Source organism: Ferruginibacter profundus (genome assembly GCF_054783275.1).
This window is the reverse complement of record NZ_BAAGQW010000001.1, coordinates 2,182,665-2,202,808: the sequence shown is the minus strand read 5'-3', so window position 1 is coordinate 2,202,808 and position 20,144 is coordinate 2,182,665. Positions and strand designations below refer to the sequence as shown.

19 protein-coding genes are annotated in these 20,144 nt (G+C 39.5%); 13 read left to right on the top strand and 6 right to left on the bottom strand.

What is annotated here, in order from left to right:
- Positions 1-90 precede the first annotated feature (90 nt).
- Positions 91-2,628, bottom strand: coding sequence for a zinc-dependent metalloprotease (locus ACYVM0_RS09355; protein ID WP_460555877.1), 2,538 nt, complete (start codon positions 2,626-2,628; stop codon positions 91-93).
- A gap of 340 nt (positions 2,629-2,968) precedes the next feature.
- Between ACYVM0_RS09355 and ACYVM0_RS09350 the strand changes: the two genes are divergently transcribed.
- The 7 genes from ACYVM0_RS09350 to mnmE all read left to right on the top strand — a co-directional run bounded on the left by ACYVM0_RS09350 (position 2,969) and on the right by mnmE (position 9,140).
- On the top strand, positions 2,969-3,820 hold the full coding sequence (locus ACYVM0_RS09350; protein WP_430989441.1) for a MotA/TolQ/ExbB proton channel family protein: 852 nt from the start codon (positions 2,969-2,971) through the stop codon (positions 3,818-3,820).
- A gap of 58 nt (positions 3,821-3,878) precedes the next feature.
- Positions 3,879-4,532, top strand: a complete 654-nt coding sequence (locus tag ACYVM0_RS09345; RefSeq protein WP_460555873.1) for an ExbD/TolR family protein — start codon at positions 3,879-3,881, stop codon at positions 4,530-4,532.
- Between the two features lie 45 nt (positions 4,533-4,577).
- Positions 4,578-5,126: an ExbD/TolR family protein gene (locus ACYVM0_RS09340; RefSeq protein WP_460555870.1), complete on the top strand. Its 549-nt coding sequence runs from the start codon at positions 4,578-4,580 to the stop codon at positions 5,124-5,126.
- 49 nt (positions 5,127-5,175) lie between these two features.
- Positions 5,176-6,006, top strand: a complete 831-nt coding sequence (locus ACYVM0_RS09335) for an energy transducer TonB (protein WP_460555867.1) — start codon at positions 5,176-5,178, stop codon at positions 6,004-6,006.
- Between the two features lie 252 nt (positions 6,007-6,258).
- Positions 6,259-7,080, top strand: coding sequence for an energy transducer TonB (locus ACYVM0_RS09330; RefSeq protein WP_460555864.1), 822 nt, complete (start codon positions 6,259-6,261; stop codon positions 7,078-7,080).
- Between the two features lie 111 nt (positions 7,081-7,191).
- Complete coding sequence (locus ACYVM0_RS09325) at positions 7,192-7,719, top strand: ExbD/TolR family protein (protein WP_460555861.1); 528 nt, start codon at positions 7,192-7,194, stop codon at positions 7,717-7,719.
- Between the two features lie 38 nt (positions 7,720-7,757).
- Positions 7,758-9,140, top strand: a complete 1,383-nt coding sequence (gene mnmE, locus ACYVM0_RS09320; protein ID WP_460555858.1) for a tRNA modification GTPase — start codon at positions 7,758-7,760, stop codon at positions 9,138-9,140.
- Positions 9,141-9,142: 2 nt separating this feature from the next.
- Here mnmE and ACYVM0_RS09315 read toward each other — a convergent pair whose 3' ends face one another.
- Positions 9,143-9,607, bottom strand: a complete 465-nt coding sequence (locus tag ACYVM0_RS09315; RefSeq protein ID WP_460555855.1) for an RrF2 family transcriptional regulator — start codon at positions 9,605-9,607, stop codon at positions 9,143-9,145.
- Positions 9,608-9,654: 47 nt separating this feature from the next.
- A complete protein-coding gene (locus ACYVM0_RS09310) occupies positions 9,655-10,101 on the bottom strand; it encodes a 6-pyruvoyl trahydropterin synthase family protein (protein ID WP_460555852.1) in 447 nt (148 codons plus the stop codon).
- Positions 10,102-10,266: 165 nt separating this feature from the next.
- On the opposite strand from ACYVM0_RS09310, the gene ACYVM0_RS09305 reads away from it, so the two are divergent.
- The 5 genes from ACYVM0_RS09305 (at position 10,267) to ACYVM0_RS09285 (ending at position 14,575) form a co-directional block, all read left to right on the top strand.
- Positions 10,267-10,740 carry an acyl-CoA thioesterase gene (locus ACYVM0_RS09305; protein ID WP_460555849.1) on the top strand — a complete coding sequence of 158 codons (474 nt, stop codon included), beginning with the start codon at positions 10,267-10,269 and terminating at the stop codon, positions 10,738-10,740.
- A 16-nt stretch (positions 10,741-10,756) separates the two neighbouring features.
- Positions 10,757-12,004, top strand: coding sequence for a peptidase U32 family protein (locus ACYVM0_RS09300; protein WP_460555846.1), 1,248 nt, complete (start codon positions 10,757-10,759; stop codon positions 12,002-12,004).
- On the top strand, positions 11,997-12,218 hold the full coding sequence (locus tag ACYVM0_RS09295; RefSeq protein WP_460555843.1) for a ferredoxin: 222 nt from the start codon (positions 11,997-11,999) through the stop codon (positions 12,216-12,218). The genes ACYVM0_RS09300 and ACYVM0_RS09295 overlap by 8 nt, the downstream gene beginning before the upstream one ends.
- Positions 12,215-12,649: a hypothetical protein gene (locus tag ACYVM0_RS09290; protein ID WP_460555840.1), complete on the top strand. Its 435-nt coding sequence runs from the start codon at positions 12,215-12,217 to the stop codon at positions 12,647-12,649. Before ACYVM0_RS09295 ends, ACYVM0_RS09290 begins: the two co-directional genes overlap by 4 nt.
- Positions 12,650-12,730: 81 nt before the next feature.
- The gene (locus ACYVM0_RS09285) at positions 12,731-14,575 is read left to right on the top strand and encodes a hypothetical protein (protein ID WP_460555837.1); all 1,845 of its coding nucleotides are present in this window, start codon (positions 12,731-12,733) and stop codon (positions 14,573-14,575) included.
- Positions 14,576-14,616: 41 nt separating this feature from the next.
- Here the strand turns inward: ACYVM0_RS09285 and ACYVM0_RS09280 are convergent, their stop codons facing one another.
- Both ACYVM0_RS09280 and ACYVM0_RS09275 read right to left on the bottom strand, forming a co-directional pair.
- On the bottom strand, positions 14,617-15,996 hold the full coding sequence (locus ACYVM0_RS09280) for a tryptophanase (RefSeq protein ID WP_460555834.1): 1,380 nt from the start codon (positions 15,994-15,996) through the stop codon (positions 14,617-14,619).
- Between the two features lie 10 nt (positions 15,997-16,006).
- Positions 16,007-17,380, bottom strand: a complete 1,374-nt coding sequence (locus ACYVM0_RS09275) for a tryptophanase (RefSeq protein ID WP_460555832.1) — start codon at positions 17,378-17,380, stop codon at positions 16,007-16,009.
- A 229-nt stretch (positions 17,381-17,609) separates the two neighbouring features.
- Between ACYVM0_RS09275 and ACYVM0_RS09270 the strand changes: the two genes are divergently transcribed.
- Complete coding sequence (locus ACYVM0_RS09270) at positions 17,610-18,368, top strand: DUF4184 family protein (protein WP_460555829.1); 759 nt, start codon at positions 17,610-17,612, stop codon at positions 18,366-18,368.
- Positions 18,369-18,392: 24 nt separating this feature from the next.
- Here the strand turns inward: ACYVM0_RS09270 and ACYVM0_RS09265 are convergent, their stop codons facing one another.
- Positions 18,393-20,135 (bottom strand): DEAD/DEAH box helicase, encoded by a 1,743-nt coding sequence (locus ACYVM0_RS09265; RefSeq protein ID WP_460555826.1) that lies wholly within the window; start codon positions 20,133-20,135, stop codon positions 18,393-18,395.
- Positions 20,136-20,144 lie beyond the last annotated feature (9 nt).

Below are 20,144 nucleotides of genomic sequence, written 5' to 3'. Positions count from 1 at the left end.
GATCATTCCATAACACTCATAACACTATAAAGTAAAGAGGCGCTTCACAATGGAAGCGCCTCTTTACTATGTTGTAATTTTAGTATTGAATTATTTGGGATCTAAAATCTTTCTTAACCTGTCACTTAAATCCTGTAAGTGGTACTTAGTGGCTTTGTCTGCAGTACCTGCAGCGGCGGCATCAATAGCTGCTTTTAATTCTCTTGCGTTACCTTTCAGGTAAGAAAGAACGTCAGATTTTTTAGTATCAACTGATGGGGCCGGGCCATTGCCAAAATTAATAACAATACCTTGCTGCGGAGCCGGGTTGATAAGTGCGCCTAATCTTTCTACATAAGATTTCTGAAGGTTTCTCCTGTAAATATCAATGGGCTTTTTAGTGCTCAGCTCGGTAAAGATGCTCTGCTTAAGATCACTCAACAGGTCATTTACTGTATACGCCTGGTTGCCGATAGCAGCTTCTGCATTCAGCATTTTTGTCATTGTTGTGGTAGATAGCATTCTGCCTAAAGCTGTTTCCTGCAATGATAAAATTGTTGCAGTAGGATTTCCACCTGTTTTACTGGTGATGTCTTTATTAATAAGCCATGTAGGTGTGGTAAATACCTGCTTGTTAATAAAATCAGCAGCTTCCTTCTGCGTTTCTTTGCTTACATATTCGTACACGTTACCTGGCTGGTTATTCTTTTTTAAAGTTTCGTATACGCCACCAAAATTATAACACACATGCCCGATATACCTGCGGAATTGGGTGGTTAGCTGATCGTACATATTGCTTAAATCACCGTAATCATCATTAGGTTGTTTTGTCCAGCTGATAAGATTAGGCAAAATGCGTTGCAGGTTCTTAATACCATAGGCAGATGCTTTCATGGCATTATCACCTATACACTCACTCTGGTCACGTGGATCATCGGGCTGCCCCTGGCGACCATAATAAAAGCGTTTATCATTTGCTTTAGCCTCAATCCATTTATCTAAAATAGGTACTTCGTCTTCGGCAGTAGCAGCTTCAGGAATCATTTTGTAACCCCATTCAATAGCCCATTTATCGTAATCACCAATGCGAGGGTAAATACCCGGTGCAGTAATATTATCTTCTGGTTGTGCCACATAATTAAAGCGGGCATAATCCATTATACTGGGCGTGTGTCCGTTGGCTTCAACCCATGCTTTATTGCGCAGGTTTTCAACAGGTACACCTGCAGAAGAACCAAAATTATGAGGTAAACCAAGTGTATGGCCTACTTCGTGAGAAGATACAAAACGTATCAACTGTCCCATCAGCTCATCATCAAAAACCATTTTACGGGCTTTAGGATCAATGGCTCCGGCCTGTATCATATACCAGTCGTGCAATAATTTCATTACGTTATGAAACCAGCCGATATGGCTTTCCATAATTTCGCCGCTTCTGGGGTCGGTGGTGCTTGGTCCGTAAGCATTTTCAATTGGCGATGGTTTATAAATAATAGCACTGTTACGGGCATCTTCCAAACTCCAGGTACTGTCCTGCTCTTTTGTAGGCGCTTCCTTACCCATGATCGCATTTTTGAATCCTGCTTTTTCAAATGCAACCTGCCAGTCGTTAATACCCTGTATCAGGTAAGGCACCCATTTTTTTGGTGTGGAAGGATCGATATAATAAACGATCGGTTTTGCTGGTTCCACCAATTCGCCACGTTTATATTTTTCCATATCCTCAGGCTTTGGTTCCAGCCTCCAGCGTGCAATCATGTTGATGTCTTTTACGCCTTGCGGATTAGCATCAAAATCTGTAAAGCCGGTGCTGAAGTAGCCTACACGGTTGTCTTCATACCTTGGCTTCATTGGCTTTTCCGGTAATATCAGCAGTGAACTGTTCATTTCCAGGGTTACTGTGGCCTGGCTTGGTGCAGAAGGAGCGAAGCCTGGCATTGGAGCCCCAGCACTTTTTGAAAATGTTTTAACGGTGGTAATTTCAATATTGGTGGCATAAGGCCTTACACTTACAATGTAAGATTTATCGGGTTGAAAACCTCCTACCTGGAATGATGATTTTGCAAAACCTGCAAAGCCAAAAATTTCATTATCTGCTGTGATATTGTCTGTAACATCAATAACAATACCGCCACCGGCGCTGTCAGAAGCATTGGCTTTAATATCAAATGCCATGGCAATAGGTTGTACGTTACTGTTCATTACCGAACGGAACATCGGTTTGGTACTGTCAGGGTTTACATTGTAAGAAATGTTCTTAAGAAAGATTTTGTTGTTGGGCCCTTTTTCAAAACGGATAACATTGTTACCAATTTCATCGCCTGCATAACCATTGAACTGCTTGGGGCTTTCTACAGATGATTTAGATACACGGTTTATTATTAATATATCCCTGCCCAGTAAACGGGGCGGTAATTCAAAATAATATTTGTCTTCTACCTTGTGCACAATAAACAAACCTTTGCTGGTTTTTGCTTTGTCTGTAATAACCTCTTTATAAGGCTTTGGGCCTGCTTTTGCAGCTGCAGGAGGCATGCCGGGAGCAGTAGTTGGCGGCATGGCAGGCTTATCCTGTGCCGTTACGAAAAATGCAAACGATTGCGCCAAAAGCGCAAGGCAGATTTTCTTGTTACTGTAATTAAATCTCATGTGTTTAGTTTTATTTTGAACAGATAATGTTAATAAACGAAAATATCGAATACCATTTGAAATATCAGTATTTATGGATAAAAGGTAAATAAATAATACGGTTGGAAGAATTTGATTTTTTTTGTGCAAAATGCGGAATCCGGCATCAGTATTAAAAAAATAAAAAAAATTATACAGTCAGTTGTTGCTTTCGATTATTTTATTAACTTGTGCGTTCCTACTTAAAAAATGTGTAGAAAAACTGATTGTTTGATTATATTTTTTTAGTAGAATTGTGCAAGCAAAGTTTAAACAACAAAAATTCAAAATTAACATTTTCACTAACTAAAAATTGAATGTCATGGCAGAATCAAAACCATCTGTAAAACCAGCAGCTTCAGTGCAGGTAAAAAAATCAGGAAATGCAATTTCTCTTTTAGCTCCAATAATATGTATTATTGTTGGGTTCATCATTTGGCGTTTTTTGCTGGGCGCCTCATCAAACTTTGACAAGCCGGGAACAGGATGGTTTTGGCCAAGTCACGAAAAACCAAAAACTGCTTTAAGCAAAATGTACCTTGGAGGTATCATCGTTCCGATCCTTATCGGTTGTTTTTTAACCGTTCTTACTTTTGTGATCGAGCGTTTCTTAACTATCTCTAAAGCAAATGGTACAGGAAGCAATGCAGATTTCATCCGCAAAGTGCAATATCACTTAGCTAATAAAAATGTTGATGCAGCTTTGGCTGAATGCGACAAACAAAAAGGTTCTGTAGGTAATGTAATGAAAGCTGGTTTACACCGCTACAAAGACATGATCGGCAATACTGAATTAAGTACCGACCAGAAGGTAATGGCCATTCAGAAAGAAGTGGAAGAAGCTACCTCACTGGAACTGCCAATGCTGGAAAAAAACCTGGTATTCCTTTCAACTATCGCCTCTGTTGCAACCCTGTTAGGGCTGTTGGGTACGGTAATGGGTATGATCAGGGCCTTCGGTAACTTAGGTGCTGATAGTGGTGGCGGTGCTGCTGCAGAACAATTGTCTGTGGGTATCTCTGAAGCCTTGTATAACACTGCATTAGGTATTGGTACTTCTGCCATCTCTATTATCATGTACAACATCTTTACAACTAAAATTGATGGAATTACTTACGGTATCGATGAATCAGGATTTACTTTAACGCAAAGTTTTGCTTCTTTATACAAGTAATTGTTATGGAAGTTTATGAGTTTTGCATCTATTAAGTATCAATAATTAAATTTTAGTAATGCCAAAAGTTAAAATACCACGCAAGAGCACTAACATCGACATGACGGCGATGTGTGATGTGGCTTTTCTGCTGTTGTCGTTCTTCATCCTGGCAACAAAAACAAAACCACCAGAGGCTGTACCTGTGGTTACACCTACCTCGGTGTCTACAAAAGTTGTAAAAGACGAGGCTATTGTTGTAACACTGGGAAAGGACGGAAAGGTTTTCCTGATGCTTAACGACAGGAAGCATAAAGATGATATCATTGATGATATCAACAAAACAAAAGGATTGGGCTTAACAACAGCGGAAATAGCTAAACTTAAAAAACTGGATTTTATCGGGATGCCTTTTAGTAAACTAAAAAGTTTTCTTGATTTAAGTGAATCTGTACCTGCTTCAAAAATGGACGGTATACCTACAGACAGTACGAATAATGAACTGGCAGATTGGATTAAAAGTGTTTCTAATGCATTTGCAGGAGAAAGTATGGACAATCTTAACCTGTTGGTAAAAGGGGATAATGCGGCCAAATATCCTGCTTTTAAAGATATTAAATCGGCTTTTAAAAAAGCTGATATCTTTAAATTCAAGATCGTAACCAATCCTGAGGGAATTCCTGCTGATTCTGAATTAGGGTTGCATCCGCCAAAACCAGAAGCTGTTAAATAATTTTAATTAACATCCCGTTGTTAAAGGGATAAAAAAAGTACTGATATGGCAGAAATGGATACATCGTCGGGTGGTGGCCATAAGAAAGGCCCCGGCGTCAAAAAACCGAAAAAATTATCTACCAGGGTAGATCTCACTCCAATGGTTGATCTGGGATTCCTGTTGCTTACATTCTTTGTGTTTACTACAACTATGAGTACACCAAAGGGTATGGCAATGAACGAACCTAAGGATGATCCGCTTAACCAGCTGAAAGTAAAAAACTCTGGTGCTATGACCCTTTTGTTAGGGAAGGATGACCACGTGTTTTATTATTTCGGAGAATTGCTACCTGAAACAATTAGCGAACAATTCAAAAGTTCTAATTTTAAAGACATCAGGGAGATAATAGCTACAAAAGCAAAGAATACACCTTTGGGTGATTTAATGTACATCATTAAAGCAAACAAGGATGCTACTTTTAAAAATGCTATAGATATCCTGGATGAAATGACGATCAGTAATGTTCCCCCCGGCCACTATGCAGAGGTTGATATTACACCAACCGAAGAAATGCTAATTCAAAAAACAGAAGAAGCTAACGTCGGGAAGTAACTTTATGGAATTGTTTCAATTTTGAATCTAATTAACAAAGTCTATTACAATGGATATAAACAAAATTTTAAGTGCCGACGTCCTCGATATTATTTTCGATGGAAAAAATAAGCAGTATGGCGCTTATGATCTCCGTAAATCTTACAACAAGCGGCTAACCAAAGCTTTGTTGATAACAGCTGCCCTTGCGCTGCTGATATTCTTAAGTTCTGTTTTTGCCAATATTATGGGCAAAACAAAGAAAGAAACTATCGATGTGGTAGATACCCAGATGGCGGAACTGAAGAAAGAACCACCACCACCGGTTGTACCACCACCACCACCACCAAAACCACCACCACCACCGGAGATCAACCAGGTTAAATTTACACCTCCTAAAATTGTAAAAGATGAAGAGGTAAAACCTGAAGAAAAGATCGAAGAGATCAAGGAGGACGCTGCCATCAGTAATAAAACTGTTGAAAGCGATAATAAAGAACAAATTGTTCAGGCTCCGATAGAAGATAAAGGAACCGGTGTTGCTGTTGTACCTCAAAAAGAAGATGATGAGGGTAAGATCTTTACAAAAGTGGAAGTAGAGGCAGAGTTTCCCGGTGGAGCCGCTGCATGGAATAATTTCCTGAAGAAGAACCTTAATGGCGATGTGCCAACTGATAACGGCGCTTCTGAAGGTACTTATACCGTTGTAGTAAAATTCATTGTAAGTAAGGATGGTAGCTTAAGCGATATCTCTTGCGAAAATGATCCCGGATTTGGTATTTGTGATGAAGCGAAAAGAGTAATTAAAAAGACCAAAAACTGGACTCCGGCAATTCAAAACGGACGTAACGTGAACGCTTATCGCCGTCAGCCAATTACCTTCCTGGTACAATCTCAATAAGCTTTACAGCAACAAATATTTTTTTAAAACCTTTCGGTAATAACCGAAAGGTTTTTTTTATGCCTTAACTGCTGTAATTATTTTACAGGGCTGGTACAATAAATAATTCTTCTGTTTGTAAAAAAGAATGCGGCATGAAATACTACAGCGGGTGAAAGTTTTTTCTTTGAAAAACTTTTATCAAAAAAAATACAAAAAAATAATTTTATGGAAGCGCTTTTGTTTTGAATCTAATTAGCAAAACTAATTATTATGGATACTAACAAAATCTTGAATGCAGATGTTCTTGATATCATTTTTGATGGAAAGAATAAAAGTTACGGAGCGTATGCACTTCGTAAATCGTACAACAAAAGGCTCGTTAAAGCTTTGGCAGTAACGGGACTGGTTGCACTATTATTTTTCTTCAGTTCTGTTTTTGCAAACATCGTTGGTAAAAACAAAAACGAAACTATCGAAGTAAAAGACATTGAAATGGCGAGGGCACACGATAATCCGCCGCCGGTAGTACCTCCGCCACCTCCACCACCGCAAACCGCACCACCGCCACCACTTAACCAGGTAAGATTTACGCCTCCTGTGATTGTAAAAGATGATGATGTGAAACCAGATGAAAAAATTGAAGATATAAAGGACAACCAGGCTATAAGTACGGTAACCAAAGAATCAGACAATACAAACCAGGTGGTACAGGCCCCTCTTGAAGAATCTAACAGCGGTGCCTTTGAAGCACCAAAGAAAAATGAAGATGATAACAAAGTGTTTTTAAAGGTTGAAAAGGAAGCCGCTTTTGATGGCGACTGGGTTAGTTTTTTGAAAAGAAATCTCAATGCAGATGTGCCTAATGATAACGGGGCACCCGAAGGAGTGTATACTGTGGTTGTGAAATTTATTGTAAGTAAAGACGGCAGCTTAAGTGATATCAGCTGCGAATCTGACCCCGGTTATGGTATTTGCAAGGAAGCGATTAGGGTTATTAAAAAGACCAAGAACTGGATTCCTGCACTTCAGAATGGAAATAACGTTAACGCATACCGGAGACAGCCCATTACTTTCCAGGTGCAAAGTTTATAAAAGAATAATGATCACCGCATTTGTAAAACTTCCGGCAACTGGCCGGAAGTTTTTTTATGTGCAATTTTATGGAAAACAAATCTTTTACTGTCTATAAGAAAACTAATTATTATGGCAGAGATACAAACTTCAACAGCAAAACCTAAACACGGTAAAAAACTAAATAAAAAAAGTACCAGGGTAGACCTGACGCCGATGGTAGACCTGGGTTTTTTATTGCTTACATTTTTTGTTTTTACCACATCAATGGCAAAGCCAAGGGCAATGAACCTGGTTACACCTTATGACAAAGACAGTGCGAAATCAACAATCTGCGAAACCTGTGTACTTACCGTTATGCTTGATAAAGACGATAAGATTTTTTACTACGAAGGCATGCCCGGAGATAATGCAGTAGTTAAGGAAACTACTTTTGCACCAGACGGAATAAGGAAAGTGCTATTACAAAAACTAAAGGCAGTAAAGGAAGCCAAAGGAACTGCCAATGATATGGTGCTCATCATAAAACCCGGCAGCGAATCGGCATTTAAGAACTTTGTGGATATGGCAGATGAAGTAACCATCAATAATATAAAACATTATTTCTTGGATGAGATTAATGCAGAAGACGAAAAATTGCTGGCAAAAAACAGGCTGTAAGTTTATCCTTTAGCAGGCAGAGAAAGTATCTTTGCAACATGATGCAAAAACTTTCTGGTTGGGATGATACTATTGTAGCCATAGCTACTCCGCAGGGTATCGGGGCAATAGGGGTTATCAGGTTGAGTGGAAAAAATGCAATTGCCATTACCAATCAATTATTTCCTGCTAAGGATTTAATGGCACAGCCTTCACACACGCTACATGTAGGATTAATTAAAGAGGCTGATACAGCAATTGATGAAGTAGTGGTTTCGTTATTTAAGAACCCCAGAAGTTATACCGGCGAAGATGTGGTGGAAATCAGTTGCCACGGAAGCCCGTATGTGCAGCAGCAGGTTGTGCAGGCTTGCATACGTAAAGGCGCAAGACTGGCAAAGCCCGGGGAATTTACCCAACGGGCATTTTTGAATGGTAAACTGGATTTAACCCAGGCAGAAGCAGTGGCAGACCTGATTGCCAGTAATACAGCTGCATCACAACAAACAGCTTTACATAATATCAGGGGAGGGTTTAGCGATGTGCTAAAAAAATTAAGGGCAGAGCTGATACAGTTTTCGGCATTGATAGAGCTGGAACTGGACTTTAGCCAGGAAGATGTGGAGTTTGCAGACAGAAAGAAATTTTACGCTTTAATAGAAAGTGCAGAATTAACCACAACCGGTTTGCTGCAATCCTTTCAGTTAGGCAATGTGATTAAGAACGGCGTTAGCGTTGCCATTGTGGGCAAACCTAATGCTGGCAAATCTACCTTATTAAATACATTGCTTAACGAAAACAGGGCTATTGTAAGCGAAATTGCGGGCACCACCAGGGATACCATTGAGGAAGTGATCAACATAGACGGAATACTGTTCAGGTTAATTGATACAGCCGGTATACGTGATGATAGCAGTGATATCATTGAACTGATAGGCATAGAAAAGAGCAGGGAAAAAATTGAGCAATCTGATGAGGTGATCTATATTTTTGATGTGAATACCGAAACGGCAGGTGAGCTTCAGGCTGCTGAGGCTTTGATAAAAGAGAAAAATAAAAATTATTTACTGGTGGGCAATAAAACTGATGTGGCAGGCGATGCGGCGGCAGCAGAAAAATTTGCAGGCGAACAGGTGTTATACATTTCAGCCAGGGAACAACAACATATTAATTTACTGAAACAAAAGCTGGTTGATAAGATCATTAAAGGGAGCCTGAATACGGAAAATACCATTGTGACTAATGCACGGCATTACGAAGCATTGCAACAGGTACAGGCATCATTAACTGAAATTAAAAACGGGCTTGATAATACTATTACCGGCGATTTACTGGCACTGGATATACGCAGGTGTTTACATTATATTTCAGAAATTACGGGAGATATAACGAATGAAACAGTGCTGGATCTTATTTTCAGCCAGTTTTGTATTGGAAAGTAAAATCAGCGGGGCCGTTTTTTAGCAGCTGTACTTTTATTATTGATAAATACCTCTCCATCCTTTGTATCGTTGGCTAATTGTAAAATGGTTTTTGATACAAATAATTTTATCAGTTGCTGTTTGATGGTTTTGTATTGTGCATGCATAGGGCAGGGTTGTACTTCCGAACAAAGTTTTAACCCGAGTACACATTTTTCCAATATCTCATCTTCGCCCATGGCCAGTAAAATGGCACGAACCGGAAGGCGTTTTGCTTTTTCCGTAATAAAAAAACCTCCATTGGGCCCACGGGCAGAACTAACAACTTTATTATCTTTTGTAAGGGACTGTAAAATTTTTGCAGTAAACGATTGCGGGGAGTCAATAGCCTTCGCTATTTCTTCTATCCCGATCTTTTTTTCTTCGGTACTTTTTTTAGCAATATAAATAGTTGCCCTGAGGGCATATTCTGTTGCTTTTGAAAACATAGTGATTGTTTTAAAAAAGAAAACTACAGATTTTTTTTCATTCCAGGTTAATATGCTGTAAAAGTATTGCCTGGTATCCATTCAGCATAAGAATCTTTTGTTTCAAACAATTTTAAATGAACCAGTTTTATAGCTGGCGGAAAGACTTTGCCCAGGCTGTGTTTAATATGCAGCAATATGTTTTCTGCGGTAGGTTCAGCTTTCCAGGACACGAGATTTTCCTGGGATGCAAACGATGGGTGATCCGACAAAAAAGCTTCCGATAATACAACTTTATGGTCGAACACAGTGATAATGCTATTATTTACCAGTTGCCTGATTTCTTTAAAGTCGGTGATAAAGCCCGGGGCAGGTACATGATCCGGGTAATCTGTTGAACCGGAAATGGTTACATGGAGTTCATAGGAGTGCCCGTGAATATTTTTACAGGCACCCTGGTAACCATGTATTGCATGCGCCATTTCAAAATGAAAAATTTTTGTGAGTAGTAGCATTTTAAATCAACCTGTTGGTTTATAAAATAAATAAAGACAAAATTATCTTTATTTAGTATCTTTGCCTAATAATTGTAAAATAAAATACCATTTATTGCCTTTTGGACATTGATAGCCTAATGAATTTTAAGGTGGCACAATTTTTTGAATAATTGACCAGGTGAAATGAAACAACAAAAGGATTATAAAATTCCTGCAGCATCAGAAACAGTAAAGACTGAAGTGGTGTGCCCCAATGATACCAATCCAATGGGGATACTACAGGGCGGAAAGCTGGTGGAGTGGATGGATATTGCAGCAGCAGTATGTGCGCAAACTCATGCAGGAAAAATTTGCGTTACGGCTTCTATCAACCAGGTTGATTTTAATGCTGCTGCAAATATTGGCGATATTATTACCATTTGTGCAAGTATAACAAGGGCTTTCAATACTTCGGTAGAGATTTTTGTGCAGTCTTTTGCAAGAAAGGTGTTAGTGGGTAAAAAATACCTGATCAGCGAGGCTTATTTCACTTTTGTGGCGCTTGATGAAAAGGGTAATGCAGTGCCTGTACCTGCGGTTAAGCCTGTAAGCACAGCGGAGAAAGAAAGATTTAATGCAGCACTGTTACGCAGGAGAAAAAGTAATATAAAAAAATAACGTAGTAGTTGTAATAATGAAAGACAGGGAAATTGAATTGTTATCTCCGGCAGGCTCGTTCGATTGTATACGGGCTGCGATAGATGCCGGGGCAAATGCAATATATTTTGGAGTGGAGCAACTGAATATGAGGACGAGGTCATCCGGTGGCTTTTCCATTAATGATATCGGTAAGATCAGCAAGAACTGTAAATCAGCAAAAATCAAATGCTACATCACGCTTAATACAGTGATGTACGAACATGATATGCAGTTGTTGCAAAGTATTTTAAAAGAGGTTAAGAAAGAGGGTATTGACGCAGTGATAGCATCGGACTTTGCGGTGATAGAATATTGTAACCGGTTGAATATACCGTTGCATATCTCTACTCAGGCCAATGTAAGTAATATTGAAGCGGTACAGTTTTTCAGTCGTTTTGCAGATGTAGTGGTGCTTGCAAGAGAGCTGACGTTAAAGCAGGTAGCTCATATCACTAAAGAAATCAAGAGAAAAAAGATCACAGGTACTTCGGGTGAATTGGTAAAGATCGAAATGTTTATTCATGGTGCTTTATGTATGGCCATATCCGGTAAGTGTTACCTGAGTTTACATGCTCAGCATGCGTCTGCCAACAGGGGAGCCTGTATACAAAATTGCAGACGGCCTTATAAAGTAACCGAAGCTGAAACTAATGAAGAGTTGATCATTGACAATGAATACATCATGTCGCCTAAAGATCTTTGTACAATAAATATACTGGACCAGGTGGTAAAGAGTGGTGTTAGTGTATTGAAAATAGAAGGCAGGAGTAAGGGGGCAGACTATGTATCTGTAGTAACCAGGTGTTACCGGGAAGCAGTAGACGCTATTAAGAATGATAGTTATACAAACGAAAAGACCGGTAAATGGATGCAACGTTTATCTTCAGTTTACAACCGGGGTTTCTGGGAAGGTTACTACCTGGGGCGTAAGGCTGGAGAATGGGCAACGCAACCGGGTTCAGCTGCCACCGAAAAGAAAATTTATCTTGGCAAAGGCAGCAAATATTATCCCAAAATAAAAATAGGCGAGTTTTTAATTGAGGTAGGAAGCATTAAAGCGGGAGATACTATAATGATCAGTGGTCCGGCTATCGGGTTTGTAAAAGAAAAAATGGACACATTAAAAGTGAATGGAGCGAATGGAAGTGTTGCAGTAAAAGGAGATAAAATAACTTTTCCTGTTGGCAGCAAAATAACTTCTGCTGATAAAATGTATAAAATTGTGGAAACGGCAAATGGCTAAAATTATTCACTACCGGGATAAATGTATTGGCTGTGGTATTTGCTTTGAAATGCAGCCGGAATTATGGCGCATGTCGAAAAAAGATGGTAAAGCAACTTTACTTAAAGCCGTTAAAAAGAAAAAGGTATTTGTATTAGCAATAAGTAATGGCATTGAATTACAAACGCAGGATGTTAAAAAAGCATGCCCTGTAAAAATAATTAAATTATCATGAACGAGACCATTGCCGGTTTTTTGGCAAAACAAACATGCGCTACTATTTGCAGTGTGGGCAAGGATAATAAACCCTGGTGCTTCAGCTGCTTTTATGTATGTAATCCTGCAGAAGGATTATTGTATTATAAATCAGCTGCAGATACACAGCATTCCCTGCAGATAAAGAATGATCCTTTTGTTGCAGGAACCGTATTGCCGGATAAATTGAATTCCCTTCAAATAAGAGGGCTACAGTTTGAAGGTTTGGTTGTGGCTCCGGAAGACCCGGTAGCTGAAAATGCAGCAGCATTGTATTATAAAAAAAATCCGCTTGCATTGGCTATGCCGGGTGAAATATGGACCGTTAAGCTGCTGCATATAAAAATGACCGACAGCACCCTGGGAATTGGAAAAAAAATAAAATGGAGCCGGGAAGCAGAACTGGTATAATTTTTTACCCGGCAGAGATGCTGCAGTTTTCGTACAGTTTATTTACAAGTTATTATTCACCAATATCACTATAAAAACATTATGTACTATTCTCCGCAACATAAATTCCATATCCCGGTGATGGGATTGGCCTATACCATCGACAGCCCTGTAAAAGTAGCAAGGTTTGGTATCTCCTCTGTTATTTCAATTATAGAAGACCGGTTGATTGAAATGATGAGAAAACATTATTACCCAACGATAAACCTGGAGTATAAACCAATAACTGTACATGAGCCCGATTACCGGGCAAAAAGAGTTACTGATTATTTAAATCTTGTAAATACTATTGTTCAATCGCAGGTAGAAAAATTGAAGAATGCAGCATTTGAAGCAGGTTCAGAAATTGAAAAATATTTTGAGATGTTGCCGGATGACAGTGTATTAAAAAAAATGTACCGGCAAATGATCTGCACAACAGATGTACCTGAAAAGAAAAAAATTGAAACGTATTTAAGAACACAAATAAAACCTGGCAGCATTGATGTAAATATCATGACAAAACTGGACCGGAATAATTTTAATGCTGAAGGGGAGCTGATAGAAAACGGTTCTGATGCAGTAGCTGTTCTGCGGGGGTATGCACAAAGCGATCTGAAAAATTCTTCCGTTATTTTTTCTGCAGGATTAAATCCCAGGTTGTATAATTATCTTGAAGATTGCAAGGCGCTGGATGTAAATGAAGACGGCGGCTTTACAAAAAAGGTAGTTATTAAAGTAAGTGATTACCGTTCTGCATTAATACAGGGAAAATATTTAGCCAAGAAGGGTATTTGGGTAAGTGAGTTCAGGATTGAATCCGGCCTGAATTGCGGGGGGCATGCATTTGCCACTGAAGGGTATTTGTTAGGCCCTATACTGGAAGAATTTAAACAGCATAGGCAGGAGTTAATTGATACCATTTTTGAAATTTATAATGCGGCTTTAGAAAAGAAAAGCAATAAAAAATTCATCTATCCGCCAAGCCTGGTATTTTCTGTGCAGGGAGGTATCGGAACACATGAGGAAGATGAATTTTTACATAAGAACTATGGTGTGGAGAGTACAGGGTGGGGCACGCCTTTTTTGCTTGTTCCGGAGGCAACAACTGTTGATGAGGTAACATTGCATCAACTGAGTGCAGCCACTGCTGAAGATATAACATTGAGTAATAATTCTCCTTTAGGGGTAAGGTTTCATTATCTTAAAGGTACTACTGCTGATAAAGAAAAAATGTTGCGCATCCATAATGGCAAACCGGGAAGCCCCTGTACAGAAAAGCACCTGGCTTCCAATACAGAATTTACCAAAGCTCCTATTTGTATTGCATCGCACCAATACCAGAAATTAAAAATTGCACAATTGCAATCGCTTAATTTACCTGATAAAGAATACGCCAAACAATTGCAGGAAGTACTGGATAAAGAATGTTTATGTGTAGGGCTCAGCAATGCAGCGGCAATTAGTTATAACGAAATATTTATAAAAAAACTGAACGCTGTAAATATTTGCCCCGGGCCCAATATTGTAAATTTTTCCAAAGTGGTTTCGCTGCAAACCATGACCGATCATATTTATGGCAGAAAAAATATTGTAACCAACAGTAACAGGCCTCATATGTTCATTGCTGAATTGCATTTATACCTTACTTATTTTAAAGAGCAACTGGAAGAATATGTAAAGCCTGAACTGCTTGCAAAGAAGAGAAAATCGTTCGCTGTATTTTTTCAAAACCTGCTTGATGGGATAGCGTATTACCGGCAACTGGCAAATGTAGCAGCTGGTGATAAAGACCGTTTTTTTAAAGACCTTTATTTTGCAGAAGAAGAATTAGACGCATTGAATTTTCAATATGAAATTACAGTGGAATTATTGGAAGCGAATAAGATAACAAAAGGCTGGCGGTAAAATTGCAGCCAGCCTTTGTATTGGTTGCAGAGATCGTTGATTTATAATTTTTCGAACCTGGCCTGGAAGAATCTTAAATATTTTGGTTCGTATACCATCTTCAATCCTTTGATCGTATTTCGTTTTTCATAAACCCTTGCGGCGGATTCTGCAATCACATCCATATGTGCCTGTGTGTATACGCGGCGGGGAATGGTAAACCTTACCAGTTCCAGTTTAGGATAATAATTTTCTCCGTTAGCTTTACGCCCTGCTGACACAACACCTCTTTCCATAGTTCTCACACCCGCATCAAGATATATTTCTGCAGCTAAAGTTTGTGCAGGAAACTGGTGCTGTTCAATATGCGGTAAAAATTTTTTTGCATCTACAAAAATGCCGTGGCCGCCAATTGGTTTTACTATCGGAACATTGTAAGACATCATTTTTTCGCCCAGGTAAATCACCTGGCCAACCCTGGCTTTAATATGATCATCACTTACACTTTCACCAATGCCAATGGCCATCGCTTCCATGTCTCGTCCGGCAAGGCCACCATAAGTATGCAGCCCTTCATACACTACCACCATGTTTCTTGCTTCTTCAAAAACATCCCAATCATTCACTGCAAGAAAACCACCGATATTTACCAACGCATCTTTCTTTGCGCTCATAGTGGCACCGTCGGTGTAAGAGCAAATTTCCTTTACAATAGACCGGATCGTTTTGTACTGGTACCCTTTTTCTTTTTGCTGAATAAAATAAGCATTCTCGGCTACTCTTGTCATATCATGTATGATTCGGATGCCGTGTTTTTTTGTAAGCGTTCGCAGTTCTTTTAAATTTTTTATGCTGATGGGTTGGCCGCCTGCCATGTTTACGCTGGTAGCAATACTTACATAAGGTATTTTTTTTGCACCATATTTTTTAATAAGTTTTTCCAGTTTGTTCAGATCAACATTGCCCTTAAAAGGAAATTCATTCTCCGGGTCATGCGCTTCATCAATAATAATGTCTTCAAATTTTCCTCCGGCTAATTCCTGGTGCAAACGTGTAGTGGTGAAATACATATTACCGGGAATGATATCGCCTTTTTTAATTAATATCTTCGATAAAATATTTTCTGCGCCGCGGCCCTGGTGTGTGGGTATAAGGTATTTATAGCCATAGGTATCCTTAACTACTTTTTCAAGGTGATAAAAATTCCTGCTGCCTGCATAGGCTTCATCACCCATCATCATGCCTGCCCATTGCCTGTCGCTCATGGCAGACGTACCGCTATCGGTAAGCAGGTCGATATAGACATCCTCTGATCTTAATAAAAAAGTATTAAAACCGGCTTCCTGCATGGCTTTTTTTCTTTGCTGCGGAGTGGTCATTTTTAACAACTCTACCATTTTTATTTTGTAGGGTTCTGCCCAGCTGTGTTTTATATTTTTCATTGTTGTTATTTTATTGAACGGGTTTTAGTTTTGCTGTAAAATGGCGTAAGGTGGGAGCTTCTTCAATTACCTGCAGTCCTTTAATTGCATGGCGGTTATTGAACACTTCAATAATCACTTCTGCTACATAATCAATATGGCTTTGTGTATAAACTCTTCTCGGGATAGCAAGGCGCACCAGTTCCAATGGTGCAGGGATGAGTTTTTTATTGCTATCATACTTGCCAAACATAAGAGAACCAATCTCCACGCTGCGGATGCCACCGTGTAAGTACAAAGCCCCCGCCAGTGCCTGCCCGGGATATTGACCGGCAGGAATATGCTGCAGAAATGCTTTGGCATCAAGATAAACGGCATGGCCGCCTGCAGGTTGCATTACAGGCACACCGGCAGTAATTAATTTATTGGTGAGGTATTCGATACTGCGTATGCGGTATTGGAGATAATGTTCATCCAGTACTTCATTTAATCCTATCGCAATGGCTTCAAGGTCTCTGCCTGCAAGGCCTCCGTAAGTAGGAAAACCTTCTGTCATTATTAAAAGATTGCGGCATTGCTGCGCAAGTGCTTCATTACGCATGGCCAAAAAACCACCGATATTTGCAAACGCATCTTTTTTTGCACTCATAGTGCAACCGTCGGCGTAAGAGAATAATTCCTTTGCAATTTCTCTTACCGTTTTATTTGCATACCCCGGCTCACGCAGTTTTATGAAATAGGCATTTTCTGCAAAGCGGCAGGCATCAATAAAGAGTGGGATATGGTATTGCATGCAGATATTTTTAACCTCCCTGATATTTTGCATGCTTACCGGTTGTCCGCCACCGGAATTATTAGTTACCGTAATGATGCAAAGCGGAATATTTGCGGCTCCTTTTTTGTCAATAATTTTTTTCAACAAAACCGTATCCATATTTCCTTTAAACGGAGCAGGTATAGCCGGATGTTTTCCTTCTTCGCAAATACAGTCAATACCTTCGGCACCCGAAAATTCTATGTTTGCCCTTGTTGTATCGAATAAGGTATTACTGACAAAATATTTTCCTTTACCACCCATTATGCTGAATAATATTTTTTCAGCTGCCCTTCCCTGGTGTGTTGGAATGATCAACGGCATGCCGGTAATGTTCTGTACTGTTTCTTGGAAGCGAAAGAAACTGGGACTGCCGGCGTAAGATTCATCGCCCTGCATAATACCTGCCCATTGGTTGCTGCTCATGGCGCTGGTGCCGCTATCGGTGAGCAGGTCAATCAATACATCAGTGGAATGTATTAAAAAGGGGTTGTAAAAAGCTTTTTCTAAAATGATACGGCGTTGTTCGGGGGTATTAAAATAAATGGGTTCAACAGATTTTATCCTGAACGGTTCAATGATCGTTTGCATACAATAAATGTTTACTGAAAAAAAATGAAATGGCAGAGAAGGGGGGAGGGCGGAATTATGAGGGTCTGTTGATGATATTTTTCCAGATGTTCATAAAGCAAATTTCGATATAGTAATTCAAAAGGAAAATGATTTTGGTCATACCGGCAATAAAAATCAATAAGTAGTATTTTTGTTTACTAACGTATCTTACGGGTCGGTTTAAATCAAGTAAAGTTTACCATTTACAATGCCGTTTACATTTTCGCATCCTGCTATAATTTTACCGCTTGATAAACTTAAGCGCAAACCATTTTCGTTAACAGGGTTAATTGCAGGAAGTATTGTGCCCGATGTGGAGTTTTTGATCCGGTTAAGAAACACCGAAAACTTTGGCCACACCTGGTTAGGTATCATGTTGTTTGATATCCCGGTAGCTTTATTGCTGAGTTTTGTTTTTCATTTGATAATAAGAAATACGCTGGTACCGCATTTGCCAAAATGCTTCAGGGTAAGGCTTGCAGCAGCTACTACTTTTAACTGGGGCAATTATTATAAGGAAAATAAATTAAGATTTTTTATTGCTGTTGTAGCAGGCGTTTTATCACATATTTTATCAGATGAGTTTACGCACGGCGATGGTGTATTTGTACAACTGTATCCTTTTTTCAGCAGCGAAGTAGCAATATGGAAATTTACCATGCCGGTATATTTTATTTTGCAGGTAACAGGATCTTTGCTTGGAGCGTTGTATATTTTATGGGTGGTTTTAAAAATGCCTAAAGCAAATGATTTGCCAATTAGTAATGCCAGTGTTTTTTACTGGCCTGTACTTATACTTTTAGCTGCTGTAATTTTTTGGGTGCACTATTTACAGGATACCACACATAAAAGTTTTGACGATAGCATCATTGGTGTAACAGGCAGTTTTTTGTATGCACTCATTATTGTATCAATAATATTTTTTAAAAGAACAATTGCAGCAATAAAAAAATCCCCGGAAATTTAACCGGGGATTTTTGCATCAAAAAAATTATCTGAAACTCCTTCTTTCTTTTGGAGCGTAAGTTCTTTTTCTTTCCCTTCCGCCGCCACTGCCTTCATCGTTAGGGCGTTTAAAACCACCATCGGCCTCATTCATGCGAATGGTGCGGTTGTTATAACGTTTACCATCAATTGCAGTGATCATTCTCCCGGCTTCGGCCTTATCAATTTCAATCCAGCTGTTCATATCTCTCATATCAATTTTACCCAGCACTTCTTTTTTAAGATTGCTTTCATCTAATATGAATTGTAAAAAGCTGGCTTTATAAAAACCATCTTTGGTACCAAGGTTGATGAACAATCTTGTATAGCCATTATCACGCCTGTTAAAATCGGTACGTTCTTTCCTGCTGCCGTCTCTTGCATCACCACCGGCAGAAGGTTGCCTTCTGTCGCCACGGATATCGCTTCGGTTAAGATCTTCAGCGTTTTCGTAATATTTTAAAAAGTGGTTGAATTCCAGAGAGGCTACTCTTTGTAAAACTTCTTCCTTACTTACGGCTGCAAATTTTTCCATCAGGTCGGGCATATAGGTTTCATAATCACCGCTGCTTACATCTGCCTGCATCAAGGTATCCATAAAGTGGAAGAATTGTTTACGGCAAACATCTTTACCGGATGGCACATCAACTTTATGAAATTGTGCATTGATCATTCTTTCTAAAGATTTGATCTTAAAAGTTTCCCTGCTATGGCAAATAGATAAACAGATACCGGTTTTGCCGGCACGGCCTGTACGTCCGCTGCGGTGGGTGTACACTTCCATATCATCAGGTAATTCAAAGTTGATCACGTGTGTTACACCATCCACATCAATACCTCTTGCAGCCACATCGGTTGCAATAAGCAATTGCAGGCTTTTGGTACGGAAACGGCCCATTACTTTATCACGCTGCTGTTGCGTAAGATCGCCATGCAAAGCTTCAATTTCGTAACCTGATTTTGCCAGGCGTTCGCTTATTTCCTGTGCATCAATTTTAGTACGTGTAAAGATGATACCATACATACCGGGGTTAAAATCGATCAGTCGTTTTAATGCTTCATAACGATGTTGCTGAGGCACTACAAAATACTGGTGATCGATATTAACGTTTCCGCTATTCTTTTTACCTACGGTAACTTCTTTTGGTGTTTCCATGTAGTTCCTGGAAATGGCCCTTACTTCAGGCGGCATGGTGGCACTGAACAACCAGATGCTTTCCCTGTTGATGGTATTCTTTAATACAAAATCAATATCATCCCTGAAACCCATGTTCAGCATTTCATCAGCCTCATCCAATACCACGTATTTTACTTTCTGCAGGTCGATGGCTTTTCTTTCGATAAGGTCAATTAACCTGCCCGGTGTTGCAACAACGATCTGTACACCTTTTTTAAGGTTACGGATCTGCATGGTGATAGAAGCACCACCATATACGGCTTCGGTAAATATATTTTTACTGTGTTTTTTAAATTTCTCCAGGTCATTGGTGATCTGCAGGCACAATTCCCTGGTAGGGCAAACCACTAAGGCCTGGGCGTGTCTTTGTGCAGGATCGATTAATTGTAAGAGCGGTAATCCAAAGGCCGCAGTTTTTCCGGTACCGGTTTGGGCAAGGCCGATAAAATCGGTGGTGCCGGATAATAATACGGGAATGGCTTTTTCCTGTATTTCACTCGGTTTTTCAAATCCCAGGTCGGCAACAGCTTGTACCAAATGTTCGTTTAAGCCTAAGGCTTCAAATGCATTCATTTAAATTTG

Bases quoted from the DNA above. Each gene is read 5' to 3' on its own strand.
- ACYVM0_RS09335 (WP_460555867.1), top strand. From the start codon at position 5,176: ATGGATATAAACAAAATTTTAAGTGCCGACGTCCTCGATATTATTTTC.
- ACYVM0_RS09305 (WP_460555849.1), top strand. From the start codon at position 10,267: ATGAAACAACAAAAGGATTATAAAATTCCTGCAGCATCAGAAACAGTA.
- ACYVM0_RS09270 (WP_460555829.1), top strand. From the start codon at position 17,610: ATGCCGTTTACATTTTCGCATCCTGCTATAATTTTACCGCTTGATAAA.
- ACYVM0_RS09280 (WP_460555834.1), bottom strand. From the start codon at position 15,996: ATGAAAAATATAAAACACAGCTGGGCAGAACCCTACAAAATAAAAATG.
- ACYVM0_RS09340 (WP_460555870.1), top strand. From the start codon at position 4,578: ATGGCAGAAATGGATACATCGTCGGGTGGTGGCCATAAGAAAGGCCCC.
- mnmE (WP_460555858.1), top strand. From the start codon at position 7,758: ATGATGCAAAAACTTTCTGGTTGGGATGATACTATTGTAGCCATAGCT.
- ACYVM0_RS09355 (WP_460555877.1), bottom strand. From the start codon at position 2,628: ATGAGATTTAATTACAGTAACAAGAAAATCTGCCTTGCGCTTTTGGCG.
- ACYVM0_RS09275 (WP_460555832.1), bottom strand. From the start codon at position 17,380: ATGCAAACGATCATTGAACCGTTCAGGATAAAATCTGTTGAACCCATT.
- ACYVM0_RS09350 (WP_430989441.1), top strand. From the start codon at position 2,969: ATGGCAGAATCAAAACCATCTGTAAAACCAGCAGCTTCAGTGCAGGTA.
- ACYVM0_RS09290 (WP_460555840.1), top strand. From the start codon at position 12,215: ATGAACGAGACCATTGCCGGTTTTTTGGCAAAACAAACATGCGCTACT.
- ACYVM0_RS09330 (WP_460555864.1), top strand. From the start codon at position 6,259: ATGGATACTAACAAAATCTTGAATGCAGATGTTCTTGATATCATTTTT.
- ACYVM0_RS09300 (WP_460555846.1), top strand. From the start codon at position 10,757: ATGAAAGACAGGGAAATTGAATTGTTATCTCCGGCAGGCTCGTTCGAT.
- ACYVM0_RS09265 (WP_460555826.1), bottom strand. From the start codon at position 20,135: ATGAATGCATTTGAAGCCTTAGGCTTAAACGAACATTTGGTACAAGCT.
- ACYVM0_RS09295 (WP_460555843.1), top strand. From the start codon at position 11,997: ATGGCTAAAATTATTCACTACCGGGATAAATGTATTGGCTGTGGTATT.
- ACYVM0_RS09345 (WP_460555873.1), top strand. From the start codon at position 3,879: ATGCCAAAAGTTAAAATACCACGCAAGAGCACTAACATCGACATGACG.
- ACYVM0_RS09315 (WP_460555855.1), bottom strand. From the start codon at position 9,607: ATGTTTTCAAAAGCAACAGAATATGCCCTCAGGGCAACTATTTATATT.
- ACYVM0_RS09325 (WP_460555861.1), top strand. From the start codon at position 7,192: ATGGCAGAGATACAAACTTCAACAGCAAAACCTAAACACGGTAAAAAA.
- ACYVM0_RS09310 (WP_460555852.1), bottom strand. From the start codon at position 10,101: ATGCTACTACTCACAAAAATTTTTCATTTTGAAATGGCGCATGCAATA.
- ACYVM0_RS09285 (WP_460555837.1), top strand. From the start codon at position 12,731: ATGTACTATTCTCCGCAACATAAATTCCATATCCCGGTGATGGGATTG.